We start from the raw sequence: 19,756 nt of genomic DNA, 5'->3' as shown, positions 1-19,756 counted from the left end.
GACGCCAGAACGCAACGACCCATCAAACGCAGGCAGCATGACCTGCTGTCTCCCTTAACCTAATCCTCCCTCCTTGCTCCATGCCCATCCAGCTTGGCCTGCGCGAAAACGCCTGGCAGTTCACCCTGCTGGCTGGTTATCGTCAATGCCTTCGTGGGCGGCATGGTGGGGCTGGAGCGCACCATTCTGCCCCGGCTGGCCGAGCAGGAGTTTCACTTGGTGGCACGCACGGCCATTCTCGCGTTCATCGTCGTCTTCGGCCTCACCAAAGCCGCCGCCAACTACTACGCGGGGGCCTGGGCCAACAAGGTGGGACGCAAAAACCTGCTGTTTATCGGCTGGCTCTTCGGGCTGCCCGTGCCGCTGCTGCTGCTTTGGGCGCCGAGCTGGGGCTGGGTGATTTTTGCTAACGTGCTGCTGGGCCTCAACCAGGGCCTGGCCTGATCGAGCACGGTGGTGATGAAGATGGACCTGGTGGGCCCGAAGCAGCGCGGACTGGCCATGGGCCTGAACGAGTCGGCCGGCTACCTGGCCGTGGCGGCCACGGCTTTCGCCTCGGGCTGGCTGGCCACCGAATACGGCCTGCGGCCCTACCCGTTCTACCTAGGCATCGCCCTGGCGGTGCTGGGCCTGCTGGGCAGCCTGCTGGTGCGCGACACCCGCGCCCACGTGGCCCTGGAAGCGGCGCAGGCACCGGCCGTGCGCCGTGCTGCTGACCATGCTGTTTGCCTCATCTTACCCGGTGTTTCTGCTGCTGGCGGCGCTGCTCGGCGCGGGCACGGCGCTGGTCTATCCCACATTTCTGGCCGCCGTGGCCGAATACGCCCCGGCGCCGCAGCGGGCGCGTAGCGTGGGCATCTTCCGCCTCTGGCGCGACGCGGGCTATGCCGTCGGGGCGCTGCTCACCGGCCTGCTGGCCGATGCCTTCGGGCTTCCATCGGCGCTGGCGGCCATTGGCGGGCTCACGGTACTTTCGGCGCTGGTTATCCGCCGACGCATGCACTGCCCGCCCGTGGAAGCGGACAGCGCAGCTGTGCGCGGCCCGCCCCAGCTGAGCGGCCCACCATTTCCCGGCCGCTTCAGCTGGCGCGATAGGCCAGAGCAATTTCGTCGTCACTGTAGCGTAGCGCGGACTTTTAGTTCGCGCTACTCACTCGAACGTACACAGACTCCGAAACCGCTCTTGCGTTCTATCTACCCCACCACTTTCCCTCTACGCTATGCCTACAACGCTCACCCTATGTCAGCTTAAGGATATGCACGGCTACCTGAACCTGCACCAGGAAGCATTTTTCGGCTTGGCGGGGCTCGAATACCGCCGCGGCGGCGACTACGCCCGCATTGCCATGCTCCAATGAGCAAAAAGCTTCGCCAAACCGAAATTTGAGGTCACCTTTGAGGTCCATTTCCAAGCACCGCCCGGGATGAACGCAACGCAGCAAGAAGAAAAAGAATACCTGGAAGAAATCAAGGAGAAACTGACGCTGGCCATTCGGCGGATAGACGGTGCCGTCAGGCAGTCTTCCGATGAGCTGCGGGAGAAAAAGCAGTACATCCATGAGCACCAATCCGGTATGGATGATGCCGACATGGTGGCGGCCGGCCAATCCATTGACCGCATGGCTTTTACGGGCGAAGCCGCCGTTAGCCGAAAACGTAAACTCCTCAAGCTGGGACAATCCCCGTACTTTGGCCGCATCGATTTTGCCCCCCAGGGGAAAGGGAAATTGCCCGTGTACATCGGGGTGTATTCCTTCATAGACGAGCGGCAGCGCCAGAACCTCATCTACGATTGGCGGGCCCCTATCTCGTCTATGTTTTACGACTTCGAGCTGGGGGAAGCCTCCTTCACCACCCCTTCCGGATTGATTCAGGGCACCATCGACCTCAAACGGCAGTACAAAATCCGGGACGGCCGCCTGGAGTTCATGATTGAAAACGACGTGAACATTCACGACGATGTGCTGCAGCGCGAGCTGGCTAAGTCCTCCGACGATAAGATGAAGAACATCGTCGCGACCATCCAACGGGACCAGAACGCGGTGATTCGCAACGAAACCGCACAGGTGATGGTCATTCAGGGGGTGGCTGGCTCGGGCAAAACCTCGATCGCCCTGCACCGGATTGCGTTTCTGTTATACCGCTACCGGGAGACCATTGCGGCCAACGATGTGCTCATTATTTCGCCCAATAAAGTCTTCGCCGACTACATCTCGAACGTCCTGCCCGAGCTGGGGGAAGAACACATTCCCGAGTTGGGCATGGAAGAGCTGGCGGCCGATTTGCTCGACCACAAGTACCCGTTCCAGACCTTCTTCGAACAGGTATCCGCGCTGCTGGACAATCACAACGCGGCTTTTATTGAGCGTATCCGGTTCAAATCGTCGTTTGAATTCCTCAGCCAGCTGAACCAATACCTTATCTATGTTGAGAATACCTACTTCACGGTTACCGAGCTGCGGGTCGGCAACATCATCGTCCCCTTGCCGTTCCTGCTGGCCAGGTACAAAACCTACCATCGGGTTCCGCTCCTCAAAAGATTTGCGCTGGTCGCCGAGGATGTGCGGACTTACGTGCGGGACGCCACTCGCCGGAAATTAACCAGGCAGGAGAAAGCCATGATTGGGGAGGCAATTCCGCGTATGTTCAAGTTCCACCAAGTGCTGGACCTCTACCGGGACTTTTATCGCTGGGTTGGTAAACCCGAACTATTCCGCATCGACTACCGCCTGCATCTGGAATACGCGGATGTCTTTGCCCTAATTTACCTGCGCCTGCGCCTGGAAGGCATCACCGCCTACGACCACGTGAAGCATTTGCTGGTAGACGAGATGCAGGATTATACGCCCGTGCAATATGCTGTGCTGTCCCGCTTGTTCCTGTGCCGAAAAACCATTCTGGGCGATGTCAGCCAGACGGTGAATCCATACAGCGCTTCGTCCGCCGAAACCATCGAACGCGTCTTCTCGCAGGCCGATGTAGTGAAACTGTACCGCAGCTACCGTTCCACCGTCGAGATTACGGCCTTCACCCAGCGTATCACCCCAAACCCGCGCATCATTCCCCTGGAACGGCACGGGCAGGAGCCCGTCGTGGCGCGCTTTGCTAACAACGAAGAGGAGCTGCAAGCCATCCAACGGATGATTACAACCTTCCCCGGCTCCGAGAATCATTCCCTGGGCATCATCTGCAAAACCCTGCGGCAGGCAGTGGAGGTGCATCGGGCACTGGAAGCCTCCGGCGTTTACCTGCTCACCAATGAGTCCACACTCTTCAAGGAAGGCATCATCATTACCACGGCCCATTTGGCGAAGGGACTGGAGTTTGATGCAGTCATTGTGCCCTTCGCCTCCGCCCAGAATTATAAAACGGAGGTCGATAAAAGTATGCTCTACGTGGCGTGCACCCGGGCCATGCACCAGCTGACGCTGACCTACTCAGGGGCTATCACCGCATTCTTGTCCGCCTAAAGCGCATTGGCCCCAACTTACTTGCAGCAGTGGTAGCCTTGATAAAAGCCCGGTCCAGAAGTCGCGTCGAAACATTCGTTTTGCTAGACGGCCGGCCCACGCAAACCTGGGCCGGCTAAAACCCAGCCGACCGAGTAGCATGACAGTAGTTTTTCGGTCCTAACTATTATGCGACCCCGACTACTGGTCTGAATCGGCGGGCCCGGGCCCCAAGATAACGCGCACTAGCGCCCATGGCGAGGGGCACGAGCCCTAGCGCCGACAAGGCCCAGCCTTTCCGGCCCAGGGCTAGGCCCTTACTAATCAGGCCGGTGCCCAGGGCCACGCGGGCCACCCGGCCCCCGGGAGAAGCAATCAAACGCAGGAAAATATCCTTAGGGAAAGGGAGTAGAGATGATAAAATAACTGCCAAAGAGCAGCGGCTACGCTATACGGAATTTTGGGCTGGCCGGCCGCTCAACAGTCACCGGAAGCCTCATTAAGAGGTGCTTCCAGTGACTGTTGAGAAATTCAGAAAAAATACTCAGAACGTCCTGCTGAGCTTGTCGACCTGCTAAAAACAGCTTCTACAGAAAAAAGCATGAATTAGCATCGGCTCACAAAAAAGTTGTCTGACAACCTGTGGTTGGATGCGGAATAAATGCCCTTGCTACCCGGCCCCCTTTTGTTTGTTCGGCCGGGCAACGCCCCGCGCCGAGCGGGCGTACACCGGGCAGAAGCAATATGCTGAAAAGTCCTGCCATTCGCTCTTAATGCCGAAAAGCGGGCGTGAGCAGGGCGTTGTCACCCCCTCCTCCCCAAAGCTGATATATGTGGCATACCGCCCCCGTTCCCTCGCTGCTGTCCCGTGTCCCCGGCGGAGCGGGCGCAGCATTGGCGACGGTCAGCATCATCATTCCGGCCTATAACGAAGCATCCGGTATCGGGGAGCTGCTGGCGTACCTGCGACGGACCACGGCCGATGAGCCGGACCTGGAAATTATCGTGGCCGACGGGGGCAGTACCGACGACACCCGGAAGCTGGCACGGCGGGCGGGTGCTACCGTGGTGCGCAGCCCACGCAAGGGCCGGGCCGCCCAGCTCAACTACGGAGCCCGCCAGGCCAGTGGCCACATTCTCTATTTCCTGCACGCCGACTCCTACCCCCCGCCGGGCTTCCTGGCTGACTTGCGGCGGGCCCGGCGGCAGGGCTACGGCAGCGGCTGCTACCGCCTGGCCTTCGACCACGGGCACTGGTTTCTGCGCTTCAGCGCCTGGTGCACCCGCCTGCCGCTGCTGCTGGTGCGCTTCGGTGACCAGAGCCTGTTCGTGCAGCGCAAGCTGTTTGCGCAGATAAGCGGCTTCCGCGAGGACCTGCTGGTGATGGAGGACCAGGAAATCGTGCGGCGGCTGCAGGCGTGCGGGCCGTTTCGGGTGCTGCCGCGTGCCGTCACCACCTCGGCCCGCAAGTATCTGGATAACGGCGTGTTTCGCCTGCAGGCGGTATTCACCCTCCTGGCCGGGCTCTACTGGCTGGGCGTGTCGCAGCCCCGGCTGGTGGAGCTGTACCGGCGGTTGATTCGGCAGGACAAGCTTTAGGCCGCGCCGGCCGCGGGAGTGCTGAAAGTTGCAGCCGGGACGGGCGCGGCCAGCGGCAGCATGGGTCCTTCGAAGTGCTGCTCGAAAAACTCATCGCACCAGCGGCACACGTTCTGCAACTCCTCGCCCCGGGCCAGAGCGTGGGCCTCGGTGACGCCGATAGACTCGCCCATCTTCCAGGGGTCGCCCTCGTTCAGGCGCTGCATGATTTCGGACTTCGACGCGCGCAGCAGCACGTCGGCTACCTTTTCCTGCCGGGCATCGCCGAGCGGAAACTTGGTGCCGGGACAGCAGGGGTTGATTTTCCAGAGCTGGATGCTGATTTCCTGCGGCAGCTCCGTACCGCCCAGAAAGCCCTTGGCCCCCGAGAGAATGGCGCAGAAGTTATGGGTAGGGTCGCGCAGCCAGATGTCCTTTTCCAGGGCCCGGCCCCGCGCCCAGTTGCCGCCCAGCCACATGTCCTCGGTGGCCCCCCAGTAGCCCCAGCTCAGGCGGTGGCCTTCCACCAGCAGGTGCTCCTTGTCGATGAGCGGGTCGTGGTCGTCGCCGTTCACGCCCCGGCTCTCAAAGAGGTCGGCCAGGGTCATCAGGCGGGCGCCGGCCGCCTTGTGGTAGCGGTCGATGCTGGCAATGTCGAAGCGCGTGACGCCCTTGGCAATGAGCAGGTCCAGGATTTCGGGCGTGAGCAGGTCGCCGTTGGTTTGCAGCATAATCTGGGTGCGGCCCTGGTACTTCGCCTGCAGCGCTTCCAGAATGGAATAGAGCTTCACGCGGTCAGCCAGCGGCTCGCCGCCCGAGAGAATGAGCCGGTCCACGCGCTCGGGCAGATTACGGATGATGCGAAAACAATCCTGCACGCTGATGCGCGTGCCCTGCGGGCCGGAGCTGTTGTAGCAATGGTCGCACTTGTCGTTGCAGAGCTGGGTGAACACCCAGTAGATAGACTCGCAGTGCGTGAAATCAGGTTTCATAATCGGGCTGAAAAGCAGTACGCTGAATGGATTCCCAGAAGGTGAGCTCGGCGGCAATGCTGGTGCGCGGGTCCTGAATGAACTCCCGCACGCTGGGAAAGCTCGTGAGCAGGCCCCGGTCTAGGTAGGCAAAATGGGTGCCCACGGTGAGGGCCTCGCGGCTGTCGTGGGTAACGAACAGGGAGGTAATCTGGTGCTGTCGGGTCACGCGCAAAAACAGCTGTTGCATGTCGGCGCGGGTCTGGGCGTCGAGGTTGCCGAAGGGCTCGTCGAGCAGCAGCAGGCGGGGCCGGATGATGAGGGCCCGCCCGAAGGATACCCGCTGCCGCTGCCCGCCCGAGAGCTGGTGGGGGGCTTTTTGGGCGTGAGCCCCAAGGTCGAGCTCCTCCAGCATTTTGCTGACGCGCTGTACTATTTCGTTCTTCCCCACCTGGCGGATGCGCAGTCCGAAGGCCACGTTCTCGAATACCGTGAGGTGGGGAAAGAGCAGCGGCTCCTGGTAGAGGTACACCATCTGGCGCTCGTTGGGCGGCACCGGCAGCAGGTCCTGCCCGTCGAGCAGCACCGTGCCGGTATCGGGTGTTTCGAGACCGGCCAGGATTTTCAGCAGGGTAGTTTTGCCCCCGCCCGAGCGGCCCAGCACGGCCAGCACCTGCCCGGCCGCCAGCCCGCAGGTGATGTCGCGCAGCACCGGCTGGTCGCCGAAGCGTTTAGAAAGATAAGCAACAGTTAGCAGCATAAGCGAAGCAGGAGCAGGGTGGGAAGGGGCTTGTTCCAGGTTTTACCCCCCACAAACGAAACAGAACGGAAAGCAACCAACAGCCAGGAGCGGGAGCGTGCTCATAGGCGGACCCCGGCTCCGTAGACCGCCGCGTCAATCGTCAGGCGTTCGGGTGCGGGGCGCACCCCGCAGAGCCACTCAGTAAGGTGGTCGACGTAGTTATCCAGGTGGGTGATTTGCTGCACGCCGTGCTCCACAATCGGGTCGAGCGTGGTGGCCAGCAGGGTGCCGCCGTACTGCTGGGTTTGCCAGGTAATAACCTCGCCTTCGGCGTTGGTCTGGATGATTTCGGCCGAGGCCGGCACCCGGGTGTACACGCCGTGGGTGTGCCAGCAGGCCTGGCGCGGGGTGAGGTCCTGGTACACGGGGTGCTCGTAGTTGGTATCCGACACGGGCGGGTTGGTCGGGTCCGTCACCCACCAGTAGTTGTTCACCGGCCGGTCTTCCCACTGCGCATCGAGCCAGGCCGTGGACGAGTCGCCTTCCAGAAACACCTTTTTGCCCGCCGCCAGAAAATCGTAGATGACAGCCTGCTTTTCCGTCAGCACCGCCTGGTTCGACTGAAAGGGAATGGCCAGCGCGTCGAGGTCGCGCACGGCTTCGCCGTCGAGGTCGTGCACGTAGAGCAGGCGGTAGAGGTCGCGGTATTTCGGCGCGGTGGCCAGGGCGTAGTGCGACCATACGCCGTTGAAAATCAGTCCAATCTTAGCCATGAGCGGGAACGGATGAAGTGGAAAGCAGGTGAATAAAATTACGGTACAAGGCCACCAAGGCACTGTCGGACTGGCCGGCGTAGGTGACGTCGGCCAGCGGGCCGCTGGCGGTGAGCAGCATCCGGCCGCCGGTGCTCACCTCGTCGAGCACCACGATGGGGCGCTGCCAGGTGTCGGCCAGCAGCACGTCGGCCCCGGGCGCGGCTTCGATGTAGCCGCAGGCCCACCAGCCGCTCATGCCGTGCGAGAAGTTCAGTTGGTCGAGGTCAAGGTTATCGAGCAGGTGGTGGCGGTCGGTGCCGGGGGCGTAGCGCACATCTTGGGTGCGGCGGGAGTTGTCCATCACCCACTGGTTGCCGGGCACCCAGGCCGTAAAAAAACCATCGCAGCATACCAGCGCCCGGCCCGCATCGAGAAACGCCCGGACTTTGTCTTTAATTTTGAGCATGGCGACGTGGTCGGAGCCGTTGGGCACCACCAGCAGGTCGTAGGGCAACAGGTCGGGGTCGAAGTCCTTGGTAATAAGACAGGTGGTGTACTGCACCTGCTCATTCGAGACGTAATACTTTTCGAGCCCCTGAAGGCCGTTGGAGATAAGCAGGGCGTGGAGCATGGCAATGGGGAGTAATTGAATTACGGGGTGTTGCGCAGCAGGGCGGCGCGGTTGAGGCGCAGCAGTAGCGCCGGGGGCAGCAGCAGCAGCAGGGAGGCCACGGCCGCCAGGGGGGCGTTGGCCTCGCCCACGTAGGCAAACACCTGCACCGTGAGCGTGCGCACCTTGCCTACGCTCAGCACGTTGGTCAGCCCGAAGTCAAACCAAGCCAGCAGAAACGTCTGGAACAGGGCCGTGCGCAGCAGCGGCCAGGCCAGCGGCAGCAGCACCTGGCGCAGCGCCTGCCCCGGCGTGCAACCCAACGTGCGGGCCAGCTGCTCGTACTCGGTGGCCTGCTGCGTCCAGAAGCTGCGCAGCAGCAGCGTGGCAAAGGGCAGGGCTACCAGCAGCAGCCCCAGCAGCACCCCGCCCACCGAACCCGACAAATGCAGCCGGATGATAAACGGCTGGATGAGCACGGCCAGCAGCACCGGCGGCAGGGCGTAAGGCAGGTAGCTGGCCACTTCCCAGTGCCGCGCCCAGGCCGAGCGCGCAATGGCCCGCGCCAGCCCGAAGCCCCCGGCCGTGGCCACCACGGCCACCGTGCCGGCCAGCAGCAGGCTGCGGCCCAGGCCGGCGAGCAGGTCGTTGCCCGACCCCAGAAGGCTGCGCACAGCCGCCAGCGAGAAGGCCGGGGGCAGCGCGGCCGGAAAGCGCCAGCCCTCCCCCACCGCCAGCAGCGCCAGCAGCAGAAAGGGCAGGCCAAACAGCACGGCCAGCGTGCCCACGAGGAGTTTAGAGCGCATGGCGACGGGTATAGCGAAGAGCTGGCACCAGCAAAACCAGCAGCCCGCCCGCCACCACGAAGCCGGCCAGGTAGGCGGCCGGCAGCTCGCGCAAATCGAAGCGCTGCAGGCGGGTAGTGAGGTACACCGAGAGCATCTGCGGGTAAGGGCGGCCCAGCAGCAGCGGAATGTCGTAGGCCCCGAGGGTGGCCACCGTGCTCAGCAGCAGCGTGGGGGCGGCACGGCGCAGCAGCAGCGGCAAGGCTACCCGCCGCCGAAACTGCCCCGCGCTGGCCCCCAGCGTGCGGGTGAGCTGGTAGTAGTCGTCGAGGCGGCTTTCCTGATAGATAGCCTGAAACAGCAAGGCCAGGAAGGGAAACGTGAGCAGCACGTGCGCGAGCACGATGCCCACGCCGGCCGCGTCCTGCACCAGCTCCGGGAAGGCCTCCAGGCGGCTGGTAAGCCCCGCCTGGTAACTGAGCCGCGACAGCCAGCCGCTCCGGCTCAACAGCTGAAACAGGTAGAAAGCCAGCACCAGCGCGGGCATCAGCAGCGGCACGTAAAGCAGGCCCAGCAGCGGCCCCCGCCGCAGCGCGGCCTGCGCACCCAGCACCAGGGCCAGCGCCAGGCCGGTGGATAGGCCCACCGCCACCAGCGCCACCCCGGCGCTGTACAGGGCGGCGTAAAGCAGGCCCGGATCGTGGCCCAGCGCCAGCCAGTAGCGTCCCGTGAAGCCCGCCGCCAGGGGGCCGGCCAGCCCCACGCTGCCCAGCAGGGCGTAGGCCAGTCCTGCCAGCGGCAGGCCCACCACCAGCAGGCCGTAGCCGCCCAGCAGCAGCTTAGGAAGCCGGAACCGCATGACCTTCGATAACATAGGTGCGAAAATCCTTAAACAGGCGGGTCATATATTCCGGGTCGGGCTCGGGCAGGGCTAGGCCCTGAAGGGCGGCGCGCCGGGGGGCGTAGCGCCGCGACGGGAGCCGCTCGAACTGCTGCCGCTGGGCGGCAGGCAGGGCCACCAGGTTGAGCACCGTGTGGTCGCCCCACACATTGGGGTCCATCTTTTTAAGCTGGGCCTCGGGCGAAATCAGGAAGTTGATGACCAGCAAGGCTGCTTCCGGGTGCCGGGCCCCGCGCACCACGCCCAAGTAGTGGGAGTTCTGGATGGTGCCCGGCAGGGGCACGTAGGCGCGGGCCGTGGCCGGAAACACCTTCTGATTGACCTTATTGTCTACCTCCGCGTCGTTGTTGGAAAAGGTGAAGGCCACCTCGCCATTGGCAAAAAGCTGGTGCAGTGGGGCCAGTTGCTCGGGGAACGTCTGCCCCTGCTTCCAGAAGTAGGGCTTGCTGGCGTTAATTACCCGCCACAGCTCGTCCGACCACTGCTTATACACGGCCTCATCAAACTTGCCCCGGAACAGCGCCGGGTTGCCCGACAGTGCCATCATCCACGATTTGAGCAGGGTCATGCCCGTAAACTCGTTCGGGATGGTGAACTGGCCAGGATGAGCTTGCAGGTAAGCCGGCAGCTCGGCAAACGAGCGGGGCGGGCGAGCCACCCGCGCCGAGTCGTAGATAAAATTGAACTGCACGTTGCCCCAGGGGCACTCCATGCCGGCAATGGGCTGCTGAAAATCGGTGTTGATGAACGGATTCTGCAAGTCCAGCAGCCGGGCATTGGGCAGCTTTTCTACAAAGGGTCCCAGCAAAGCATCTACCTGCCGCAGCTGGTAGAAGGTTTCGCCGTTTATCCAGACCATATCGGCCTCGCTGGGCTGGCCGGCCTGCTGCTCGGCGGCCAGCGTCTGCACCAGCCCCGCGCCCTGCCCGGCCACCAGCTGCAAGTCGATGCCGTAGCGGCGCTGCACCTCGGGCTTCACGTAGGTGTTCATGTACTGGTTGATGAGCGGGTCGCCCTGCCACATCACCATCGTCACCGGCTGGCCCTGCCCGGCCTGCTCCACCTGGGCCCACGATTGCCCCAGGACCTGCTGCGGGGTGCGCGGCTGGTCGGTACCGCAGCCGCTGAGCAGACCTAATAGGCCTAAAAACGAAAGAACTAGCTTCTTCATCTAAATTGAAATATCTGAAAAAGCCCCCTACAGTGCGTAGCGCAGGCCAAACTGGAACTGGCGCGGGGCACTGGCGTTGCGGCGCACGATGCCGGCGCTGGGCGGTCCCGTCTGAATCTGGTTGCTCTGGGTGGCATTGTTGGCGTAGCCGCTCAGGTTCTGGGTGTTCAGCACGTTGAACACGTCGGCCGTCAGTTCCAGGCGGCTGGTTTTCTGCCCGAAAGGCAGCGTGTACTGCGCCCCCACGTCGAAGGTGCGGGCCCAGGGCAGGCGGTCGGAGTTGCGGCTCTCGCCGGGGAAGCGGTCGGCGTTGCCCAGGTAAGCGGTGCTGAAGGAGCTGCCGTCGCCGTTTAGGTCATTGGTGAAGACGTTGGTGGTGCCCGGCACCAGGTAGGCCCCGGTCACGCGGTTGACCGGCTGGCCGCTTTGCAGCAGCGCGGCCAGCGTAAAGCGCAGGCTGCGAATCGGGTAGTAGCTGCCAATGGCGTTGATAACGTGCGTGCGGTCGTTGATGGAGTTGGCAAACTCGGGCCCGTAGTTGTTGGCGTCGGCCGCCCGGAAGTTCACGTCCTCCGTGTCGTTTTTCAGATTCGAGAGCGTGTAGGACACGCGGTAGCCCAGCTTGTCTTCGGCGGCATCCTTCTGCAGGTTAAAGCTGGCAGCCATGTACCGCGAGCGGCCCGCCGATTCGGTCATCACCACGTTGCGGGCCACGCCCGTCACGGGCTGACCGTTGATAACGGCGCTGCCATCGGCCCGGATGGGTACCGGCCGGGTGGCATCGGCCTGCTCCGGGGTGCGCACCACCACGTTGTCGGGGTCGTTCTGCGCGTATTCCGACACGGCATTCACGTTGCGCAGGCGGAACAGGTCGTAGCTGCGGTTGTACATCGCGTCCACGTAAAACAGCGTTTTGCTGCTCACCTGGTACTGGTAGCCCAGCGTGCTTTGGTGCGAGTAGGGGTTGCGGTAGCCATCGGGGTTCAGGATGCGGCGCTCGAAGCTGGGCACGCCGGCGCGCTGGCCCTGCAGACTGGCGGCCGAGGGACCGTTGAGGTAGGCCACGCCGGCCACGTTGCCGCTCAGGTTGCCATCGAAGGTGATACGGTCCACGTTGGTTCCGGCGGGCAGCGCGCCCACCCGTACCAGCTCGCGCAACTGGGTTTTGTAGTCGGCCGAGGTCGTGTTCTGCTGGAGCGCATCGCTGTACACGGTGTACAAAATCTTGTCGTAGAACAGGCCATAGCCGCCGCGCAGGGCGCTGCGCTCGCTCAGCTGCAGGTTGAAGTTGGCACGCGGGGCAATGTTGTTGCGGTCGCCGTGGTCGGCCCCGCCCTTGGAGAGGTTGTCGTAGTCGTAGCGCAGGCCCAGCGTCACGTTCAGGCGGTCGGTCACGGCCACTAGGTCCTCCACGTACACGTTATACAGGTCCTGGGTGGTGCCAAAGGAAGCCGGCCGCAGCTCCACGCTGTAATTGTTCACCCGAACCCCGGCCGGAATGTCGGTGATGCTCAGGCCCGCGCCCAGGTTACGGGCACGCAGGGCATCGAGCTGGCCCTGCGTCAACTGCACGCTGTAGCTGCCGTTGGGGTTGCCGCCCCCGAAGAGCAGGTGGGCGGTGCTGATGATGCCAAAGCCACCCTTGAAGGTGTGGCGGCCCTTGAGCAGCGTAAACTTTTGCTGGGCTTGCCAGGTGCTCTGGTGCGAGTCGAAGAGGTAGCCGGGGTGGCCCAGCACGGCCACGGGCTGGCCGGCGGGGGCGTTCACGGTCACGTCGGGGCTGTCGGGGTTGGCAGCGCGGGCGTAGTTCCAGCGGAAGCGCGCATACTGAACATCGGTTTCGGCGGTGAAGTTGCGACCCACATACACGTTCTGGGTGGCAATGTTTAGGGAGTTGCGGTCCTGCTGGTTGCCCGTCGAGGGAAAGGCCACGCCGCCATCGAGCCCGCCGCCCTGGCGCTCAATGTTCACGATGCCCACGTTGGCGCGCAGCGACGAGCGCAGCCGCTCCGTCCAGCGCTGGTCGAGCTTGCCCGAGAGGTAAGTGAAGCGGTTCTGGCCGCGCACGGTGGCGTTTACCCCCAGCTCCGGCGAGGTCAACACGTTGTCCTTGAAGTCGAAGGTTTGCTCGGCGTTCAGGTAGAAAAACGTCTTGTCCTTTACCAGCGCGCCGCCCACGCCGAAGCCGAACTGCTGGCGCTGGAAGCCGCTTTTCACCTGATTGCCGGACAAGTCGCGCTGGGCGAAATCCGTCTTGCCGTCGATGCCGGGGCCAGGCCGGGTGAGGTAGAATACCTCCGCTTTCAGGTCGTTGGAGCCGGACTTGGTGGTCACGTTCACGATGCCGTTGGCCGAGTTGCCGAACTCCGTCGAGAAGTTATTGGTGAGCACGTTCACGTTCTGGGCAAAGCCCACCGGAATAGCGAAGCGCTGCCCGCCGAGGAAGTTCTCGTTGTTGTCGAGGCCGTCAATCAGGTAGTTGGTATACAAGCCATTGGCCCCGTTGATGCTCACGTTGGGCGCTTCGGAGAAGAAGCCGGTGGCCAGCGTCACGTTGGGCAGGCGGTAGAGGGCGCGAGTGATGTCGCGGGCCTCAATCGGAATCTCGCGCAGCTCGCGGGCCGATAGCTGCGAGGCCACCTCGGCGCTCTGGGTATTGATGGTGGTGGCGTTGTTGGGGGCGCGTACGGTCACGCCTTCCAGGGTCTGGTTGCTCACCAGCGGCAGCACCAGCGTCACGCTTGGGCTGGAATTGGCGCGCAGCGTGAGGCCCGCCTCGCGCACGGCCTGAAACCGTTGGGTCACCGTCGTGCTCACGGCGTAGGAGCCGGCCGTGCTCAGGCCCCGAAAGCGCACCTTGCCCTGGGCGTCGGTGGGCTGCTGGGTACTCAGGCCAATGGCGGCATTATCCAGCTGCACGGGCAGGCCCACCACGGGCTTGCGGGTAGCGTTGTCGAGTACCGACACCACCAAATCGACCTGGGCCCAGGCCGGCAGGGCGGGCAGCAGCAAGCTCACCACGAGGGCTAAAAGCGAAAAAAATCTCTTCATAAAATCTCTGAAAACAAGCTGAAACGAAACAAGTGGGCCGGCCGGCGCCGACGCGGCTGCCCACGGGCAGGCCCCGTCCGACCCTGGACCGGCAATTCCCGGAAGTTTCAGCTGGTTGGCGGCCCCCGGTGGGGGCGGCCAGCCAGGCGGCCCCGCTGGCCGGCCCGTTGCCAGACCGGGCGCGCCACGCACCGCCCGGCGGTGCGCAGTCGATGCAGGCCTCGCCGCAACGGCCGGGCCAGGGCCTGCCGCAGCGCCCGCGCCAGTCCGGCCTCATCGTCGATATCGGCCAGAGCGGGCAGCTGGTGCACCGCCGCTCCCAGCCGCCGCAGCTCCCGGCGCAGGGCCGCCCCTAGGTGTCGGGTTTGCCAGGGCAGCGCCAGCCAGGGCGTGCTTTCAAACAGGGGCCGCGAAAGGCCCAGCAGGTACACGCCGCCATCGGTGGCGGGCCCCAGCACCGCGCCGGTGGCCTGCACGGCCGCCACGGCCCGCCGCAGGGTAGCGGCGGTGAGCTGCGGGCAGTCGTTGCCGATGATGAGCAGGTACTCGTAGCCCCGGGCGAAGGTGGCCCGCACGGCCCCGGCCAGCCGCTCGCCAAACGTGGCCCCGGCCTGCCGGGCCGAATCCACGCACACGAAATCGACCCCGGCCCGGTGGGCGGTGGCGGTGGCATGGTCGATGAGCCGGGCCGCCACGGCCGCGTTGTCGGCCCGGCTGCCGTGGCTCAGGAACTGCTTGCGCGCGCCCTCCTCCCCCGCCGAGCGGGTGAAAAGCAAAATGGCAACGCGGGCAGTAGAGGACACGAAAAAAAGGAAATGGATCCGGAAGGAAGCGGTGGACTACCTGACTCCTGGCCAGCCGGGGTAATATGAAACCGAAGGTCGGGACACCGGCCCCAACCTTACACCATACGAGAAAAAAAAACGTATCGGTTGGGGGCGTAGCTGCCCAAAGCACAAAAAACCTTGGCGGGCGTGTAAGGGTGCCCTCGCGCCCGCGACTGTTGGACCTGTCCGTCAGCCGTCCGGCCCGGCTCCACCCTCCTGCTGCCCCGTATGCACCTCCTCCCTATTTGCAATGGCATCACCGGCGTTACGGCTGTCCTCACGGCCCGCCGCCTCAACCCGCCGGCGCGCATCACCTTGGTTTCGGCCGAAAATGGCCCCCCGCGCCGACTCGCTCCGCCTCCTGAGCTAGGTCATCGGCCGGTTACCCTTATTTTTGTTCAATATGCTGATTCTGGAAGTGGGGGCCGTAGCCCTGTATGGCATGTGCCTCGTATTTATGCTGGGCTTTAGCCTGGCACAGTGGCAACTGACCCGGCTGGCCCGCCGCGCGGCCCTGGCCCCGCCGGTGCCCGCGCCGCCTGCCCAGTGGCCCCACGTCACGGTGCAGCTGCCCGTATACAACGAGCGGGCCGTGGTGGAGCGCATCATCGACGCGGCCGCCGCCCTGGACTACCCCGCCCACCTGCTGCACATTCAGGTGCTCGACGACTCGACCGACGAGAGCGTGGCGCTGGCGGCCCGTCGGGTAGCCTTCCACCAGGACCGGGGCGTGCGCATCGACCACGTGCGGCGCCCCAGCCGCGTGGGCTACAAGGCCGGGGCCCTGGCTCATGGCCTGACGGAAACCGACGGCGAGTTCGTGACCATCTTCGACGCCGACTTCGTGCCCGCGCCCGACTTTCTGCGCCGCACCCTGCCCTACTTTGCCGAGCCCGAGGTGGGCGTGGTGCAAACCCGCTGGGGCCATCTCAACGAGGGCGAGTCGCTGCTCACCCGCCTGCAGGCCTTCGGGCTGAACGCCCACTTTCTGGTGGAGCAGGTGGGGCGCGCGGCCGGCGGGCATTTCCTCAACTTCAACGGCACCGGCGGCGTGTGGCGCCGCACCTGCATCGAGGACGCCGGCAACTGGCAAGCCGATACCCTCACAGAAGACCTGGACCTGAGCTACCGCGCCCAGCTGCGCGGCTGGCGCTTCGTGTACCGCCCCGACATTGTCGCGCCCGCCGAGCTACCCGCCCACCTGGCGGCCCTCAAGTCGCAGCAGTACCGCTGGAACAAGGGCGCCGCCGAAACCGCCCGCAAGCACTTGGGCCGGGTGTGGCGCTCGGCCAGCCTGCCCCTGGCCACCCGTCTGCACGCCACCTTCCACTTGCTGAACAGTTCCGTGTTTGCCGTGATTCTGGTGATGGCCCTGCTGAGCGTGCCGCTGGTATGGGTGCGGGCGCACCGGCCCGAGTTTCGGCCGGTCTTTCAGCTGGCGGCGGGCTTTCTGCTCACATTCGTGCCCCTCACCTACTATTACTACACCACCTGGCGGCTGGCCGGCGGCCGGGCCACGGGGCGTTGGTTTGTCCCGCAGTTCCTGCTGTTTCTGGCCGTGTCGATGGGCCTGGCCCTGCACAACGCCCGCGCCGTGGCGGAGGGCTTCTGGGGGCGGGCCACACCGTTTGTGCGCACGCCCAAGCAGGGCAGCGCCGCCGGGCAGTCTACGCGGGCTACCCACAGCCGGGGCGCGTTGCCTTGGGCCGAGGGCCTGCTCACGCTTTATTTCCTGGCCGGGCTGGGCGCAGGGCTCTACTATGGCGACTATAGCCTGCTGCCGTTTCACCTGCTGCTGGTCGTGGGCCACGCCACGGTGGTCTGGTACGCGTGGCGGACGGGGCCGGCGGCCACGCCGGTCCTGGTGGGGGGGGCATCCGTACTGGTAGGCTGAGGCCCGCCTGGACTGACCCGTTTCTTACCCTACTACTATCCTTCGCCAATGCCCCTCACGCTCCGCCCCGTGACCCCGGCCAGCCTGGCCACGCTGCTGCCCCTGATGGCCGCCTTCTACCAGCACTTCGGCTACGACCACGACACCGCCGCGCAGCAGACCTTGGTGGCGGAGTTCGTGGCGCACCCGGAGTGGGGGGCACTGTACCTGCTGGATGATGCCGGCCAGGCCGTGGGCTACGTGGCCCTCACCTATGGCTTTACGTTCGAGCGAGGCGGCCGTTATGCCCTCGTGGATGAGCTTTATGTGAAAGACACGGTCCGCGGCCGGGGCGTGGGCCGCGCCGCGCTGCAGCTGTTGCAGCACCAGGCCCGGGCCGCAGGCTTGGTGGCGCTGTATTTGCAAACCGAGCCCGATAATACCCGCGCTCAGCAGCTCTATGAGTCAGTAGGCTTCGTGAATGACGGGCGGCGCAACCTAGCCTGGCTAAGCGGGGCAGCCCTGTCCAAGGCGTGAGTTCTCGTAGCGCCGCTGGTTAAGCCGGGAGATAGTTGGGCTTGGTTAAAAGTTTAGTCCAAAAGTCGCCTTTGACGAGCGCGGACTACGCGGGTGCTTACCGCCCTCAAACTGTGGTGCTAGCCGCGGGGAAGCCATCAAGTGGCGGTCAAGTTGGGTAATCCCTGCGAGCTGAAGGGCCGAACCGAGTAGGCACAACCCAGTCAGTGCCCGCTCAAACGTGCGGACGCTGACTGGGTTGTCCAGTTGTTGCGGGGGCCTACAAGAAATTCTTCTCCCAACGCGGTGGATTCACCCGCCATGCAGAGTGTGAACCAGCATTCCGCTCCCGTTGTTGCGGCGCGCTCGGGCCCTGGCGACACTGCGGAGGCCACGGGCCAGCGGTTTCAGCTGGTTGGCCCCAGCTGTTTTGTCACACCTGGCCGGCGCGGTTGTATCAGGGATAATTCCGCACAGGGCGGAAGGATGAACTGAACCAACATGAACCGCTTCCTCACGGGAATCACCTATGCCTATCGCCGCAACATCGGCTGGCAAGACCGCACCATCCGAACCCTGCTGGGCGTCGCGGCCACCGCCGGCGCCGTGTACTTTCTGCCACGCAACACCCCGGCCGCGCTGGTGCTGGGCGTGTTCGCCCTGGCCCAGTTCGGGACGGTGTTTTCGGCCCGGTGCATTGTCTGCTATTTCGCCGGCCAGTGCACCATTGACCACCGGGAAAAAAGCCGCCTGCAAGCCCAAGGGGTTCCGTACGAATCACAACCCGCCTAAGGCCATGAAAAAGCTTATTCAGACCACCCACACCCTCCAGGCTCCTCCCCACAAGGTATGGGCCGCCATCAGCCAGGCGACCGGAGTACACGATTGGCTGCCCGTGATAACCGCCTGCCGGGTGGAGGACAACCAGCGGATTTGTTCCACCGCGCAGGGCGAGATGCACGAAACCATTTTGCGCGTGGACCATGACCACCACCTGTTTCAGTACGCCATCGACCAGCAACCGCTGCTGCCGGTGGAAAACTTCGTGGGCACGATGCAGGTCCGGCCCCACGGCGAGCACACGCTGCTGCTCTGGGACGGGGAGTTTACCCTGCCGGACGAGTCCCAGTTTCCGATGGTCAAGCAAGCCCTCGAAGACCTGTACGCGGCCGGGGCCCAGGGACTGGAACGTATTTCACAATGAAACAAATGCTTAGCTCCATCGCCCTGCTATTAGCGGGGTGTTTTCCAACCAGCTCCCGCCCCATGAACCCCACCGATAATGCCCACCGCTTTGCGGCAAACTATTCGAGCTTCAAGATGAACATTGAAGCGGTGGGCATCGCCCGGATTCCGGCGGCGCACTGGGCGCACGACACGCTGGTGGTGGACTATGCGTACTTTTCCGAGGGCGAGCAGCGGCAGGGCCGGATGTCGCTCGCGTGGCAGCCGCCGGCCAACCGCTTCGAAGGAACGTGGCGAACCCAGGCCGACAACGGGAACGTGTACCAGGGCCCCTTGTACCTGGTGTTCCAGGAAAACGGCGAGGCCACCGGCCAGTATACCTTTCTGGGCTCGCGCTACGCCATTACCCTTTTCCTTGCCGCCCCATGAACAGCCCGGTCAATCCATTTAGCGGCGCGGCGTACGACGACGCGCAGGACCACGACTTAATTGCCAAGGCCCTGGCCGGCGACCGCCAGAGCCTGAGCGACTTGGTCCAACGGCACCAGCCCTATATCTACAACGTAGCGCTGAAAATGCTGAACCACATGGCCGATGCCGAGGACCTCACCCAGGAGATATTGGTGAAGCTGGTGACGAGCCTCTCCCAATACAATCCCGCCAAAGGCCGGTTCCGGACGTGGCTGTACCGGATAACCTTCAACCACTTTCTCAACCTGAAAAAACAGCCGTACGAGCAGGCGGTGCCCAGCTTCGAGGTGTTTTTCGAATACATCGAAAACACGCCCGACGCGGCCCTCACCCCCGACGAAGAACAGGACCTGCAGCTGGCCATCGAGGAAAGCAAGGTGGCGTGCATGGCCGGCATGCTCATGTGCCTGGAACGCGAACAGCGGCTGGTGTACATCGTGGGCGAGGTGTTTGAAATTGACCACCAGCTCGCCAGCGAGATTTTTGCGGTATCGCCCGCCAATTTCCGCCAGAAGCTCTCCCGGGCCCGCAAAGACCTGTACCAGTGGATGCACAACCGCTGCGGCCTGGTCAACCAGAACAATCCCTGCCGGTGCCCCAAAAAGACCAAAGGATTTATCCAGAACGGCTGGGTGAACCCGGTTGAGCTGAAATGGCACAGCCACTACACGCACACCACCCACGAACTCGCGCAGCAGAACCTGGAAGCCGTCCTGCTGGACGTGGACGACCTCTATGCCCGGCTTTACCAAGACCACCCCTTCAAACTGCCGCAAACCAGCAAAGACATCATCGAAGCCATCATCAGCAACGACAATTTGCGCGAGTCGTTTAAACTGACGCGGGAGTAACCACGCGCAGAGCGCCCTTT

At 63.9% G+C, this 19,756-nt stretch carries 20 protein-coding genes and 1 pseudogene; 11 read left to right on the top strand and 10 right to left on the bottom strand.

Going from position 1 to position 19,756, the window contains the following annotated elements; translation table 11 throughout:
• Window positions 1-162 precede the first annotated feature (162 nt).
• The 4 genes and pseudogenes from B9A24_RS23280 to B9A24_RS17460 all read left to right on the top strand — a co-directional run.
• Window positions 163-621 (top strand): annotated as a pseudogene (locus B9A24_RS23280) (MFS transporter); the annotation flags it as partial.
• Between the two features lie 97 nt (window positions 622-718).
• Window positions 719-1,252 (top strand): MFS transporter, encoded by a 534-nt coding sequence (locus B9A24_RS23100; protein WP_394334645.1) that lies wholly within the window; start codon window positions 719-721, stop codon window positions 1,250-1,252.
• A complete protein-coding gene (locus B9A24_RS22130) occupies window positions 1,221-1,358 on the top strand; it encodes a hypothetical protein (protein WP_159452091.1) in 138 nt (45 codons plus the stop codon). The genes B9A24_RS23100 and B9A24_RS22130 overlap by 32 nt, the downstream gene beginning before the upstream one ends.
• A gap of 66 nt (window positions 1,359-1,424) precedes the next feature.
• Window positions 1,425-3,470, top strand: a complete 2,046-nt coding sequence (locus B9A24_RS17460; RefSeq protein ID WP_084447294.1) for a HelD family protein — start codon at window positions 1,425-1,427, stop codon at window positions 3,468-3,470.
• A gap of 166 nt (window positions 3,471-3,636) precedes the next feature.
• On the opposite strand, the gene B9A24_RS17455 is transcribed toward B9A24_RS17460, so the two are convergent.
• Window positions 3,637-3,828 carry a hypothetical protein gene (locus tag B9A24_RS17455; protein ID WP_084447293.1) on the bottom strand — a complete coding sequence of 64 codons (192 nt, stop codon included), beginning with the start codon at window positions 3,826-3,828 and terminating at the stop codon, window positions 3,637-3,639.
• Between the two features lie 452 nt (window positions 3,829-4,280).
• On the opposite strand from B9A24_RS17455, the gene B9A24_RS17450 reads away from it, so the two are divergent.
• Window positions 4,281-5,048, top strand: coding sequence for a TIGR04283 family arsenosugar biosynthesis glycosyltransferase (locus B9A24_RS17450; protein WP_084447292.1), 768 nt, complete (start codon window positions 4,281-4,283; stop codon window positions 5,046-5,048).
• Here B9A24_RS17450 and B9A24_RS17445 read toward each other — a convergent pair.
• The 9 genes from B9A24_RS17445 to B9A24_RS17405 form a co-directional block, all read right to left on the bottom strand.
• The gene (locus B9A24_RS17445; RefSeq protein WP_084447291.1) at window positions 5,045-6,019 is read right to left on the bottom strand and encodes a radical SAM protein; all 975 of its coding nucleotides are present in this window, start codon (window positions 6,017-6,019) and stop codon (window positions 5,045-5,047) included. The genes B9A24_RS17450 and B9A24_RS17445 overlap by 4 nt on opposite strands.
• Complete coding sequence (locus tag B9A24_RS17440) at window positions 6,009-6,758, bottom strand: ABC transporter ATP-binding protein (protein WP_234997453.1); 750 nt, start codon at window positions 6,756-6,758, stop codon at window positions 6,009-6,011. The genes B9A24_RS17445 and B9A24_RS17440 overlap by 11 nt, the downstream gene beginning before the upstream one ends.
• Window positions 6,759-6,859: 101 nt before the next feature.
• Window positions 6,860-7,513, bottom strand: coding sequence for a hypothetical protein (locus B9A24_RS17435; RefSeq protein ID WP_084447290.1), 654 nt, complete (start codon window positions 7,511-7,513; stop codon window positions 6,860-6,862).
• Window positions 7,506-8,126 carry a hypothetical protein gene (locus B9A24_RS17430; protein ID WP_084447289.1) on the bottom strand — a complete coding sequence of 207 codons (621 nt, stop codon included), beginning with the start codon at window positions 8,124-8,126 and terminating at the stop codon, window positions 7,506-7,508. Before B9A24_RS17430 ends, B9A24_RS17435 begins: the two co-directional genes overlap by 8 nt.
• Before the next feature lie 20 nt (window positions 8,127-8,146).
• Window positions 8,147-8,911, bottom strand: a complete 765-nt coding sequence (locus B9A24_RS17425) for an ABC transporter permease (protein ID WP_084447288.1) — start codon at window positions 8,909-8,911, stop codon at window positions 8,147-8,149.
• On the bottom strand, window positions 8,901-9,749 hold the full coding sequence (locus B9A24_RS17420) for an ABC transporter permease subunit (RefSeq protein ID WP_084447287.1): 849 nt from the start codon (window positions 9,747-9,749) through the stop codon (window positions 8,901-8,903). Before B9A24_RS17420 ends, B9A24_RS17425 begins: the two co-directional genes overlap by 11 nt.
• Window positions 9,730-10,962, bottom strand: a complete 1,233-nt coding sequence (locus tag B9A24_RS17415; protein WP_084447286.1) for an ABC transporter substrate-binding protein — start codon at window positions 10,960-10,962, stop codon at window positions 9,730-9,732. The genes B9A24_RS17420 and B9A24_RS17415 overlap by 20 nt, the downstream gene beginning before the upstream one ends.
• Before the next feature lie 27 nt (window positions 10,963-10,989).
• Complete coding sequence (locus tag B9A24_RS17410) at window positions 10,990-14,013, bottom strand: TonB-dependent receptor (protein WP_084447285.1); 3,024 nt, start codon at window positions 14,011-14,013, stop codon at window positions 10,990-10,992.
• Window positions 14,014-14,120: 107 nt separating this feature from the next.
• Window positions 14,121-14,816, bottom strand: a complete 696-nt coding sequence (locus tag B9A24_RS17405) for a TIGR04282 family arsenosugar biosynthesis glycosyltransferase (protein ID WP_200813955.1) — start codon at window positions 14,814-14,816, stop codon at window positions 14,121-14,123.
• A gap of 427 nt (window positions 14,817-15,243) precedes the next feature.
• On the opposite strand from B9A24_RS17405, the gene B9A24_RS17400 reads away from it, so the two are divergent.
• The 6 genes from B9A24_RS17400 (at window position 15,244) to B9A24_RS17380 (ending at window position 19,736) form a co-directional block, all read left to right on the top strand.
• Complete coding sequence (locus tag B9A24_RS17400; RefSeq protein WP_200813954.1) at window positions 15,244-16,734, top strand: cellulose synthase family protein; 1,491 nt, start codon at window positions 15,244-15,246, stop codon at window positions 16,732-16,734.
• A 48-nt stretch (window positions 16,735-16,782) separates the two neighbouring features.
• Window positions 16,783-17,250, top strand: a complete 468-nt coding sequence (locus tag B9A24_RS17395) for a GNAT family N-acetyltransferase (protein WP_084447283.1) — start codon at window positions 16,783-16,785, stop codon at window positions 17,248-17,250.
• Window positions 17,251-17,730: 480 nt separating this feature from the next.
• Window positions 17,731-18,021, top strand: a complete 291-nt coding sequence (locus B9A24_RS21760; RefSeq protein WP_143435009.1) for a YgaP-like transmembrane domain — start codon at window positions 17,731-17,733, stop codon at window positions 18,019-18,021.
• A gap of 4 nt (window positions 18,022-18,025) precedes the next feature.
• Window positions 18,026-18,433: an SRPBCC family protein gene (locus B9A24_RS21755; RefSeq protein ID WP_143435008.1), complete on the top strand. Its 408-nt coding sequence runs from the start codon at window positions 18,026-18,028 to the stop codon at window positions 18,431-18,433.
• A complete protein-coding gene (locus tag B9A24_RS17385; RefSeq protein WP_143435007.1) occupies window positions 18,430-18,843 on the top strand; it encodes a hypothetical protein in 414 nt (137 codons plus the stop codon). The genes B9A24_RS21755 and B9A24_RS17385 overlap by 4 nt, the downstream gene beginning before the upstream one ends.
• On the top strand, window positions 18,840-19,736 hold the full coding sequence (locus B9A24_RS17380; protein WP_084447280.1) for an RNA polymerase sigma factor: 897 nt from the start codon (window positions 18,840-18,842) through the stop codon (window positions 19,734-19,736). Before B9A24_RS17385 ends, B9A24_RS17380 begins: the two co-directional genes overlap by 4 nt.
• The last annotated feature ends 20 nt before the right edge of the window (window positions 19,737-19,756 follow it).

The organism is Hymenobacter roseosalivarius DSM 11622 (assembly GCF_900176135.1).
GTDB classification, from domain to species: domain Bacteria; phylum Bacteroidota; class Bacteroidia; order Cytophagales; family Hymenobacteraceae; genus Hymenobacter; species Hymenobacter roseosalivarius.
The sequence above is the reverse complement of the archived record's forward strand: the minus strand, read 5'-3'. Positions and strand labels throughout refer to the sequence as shown.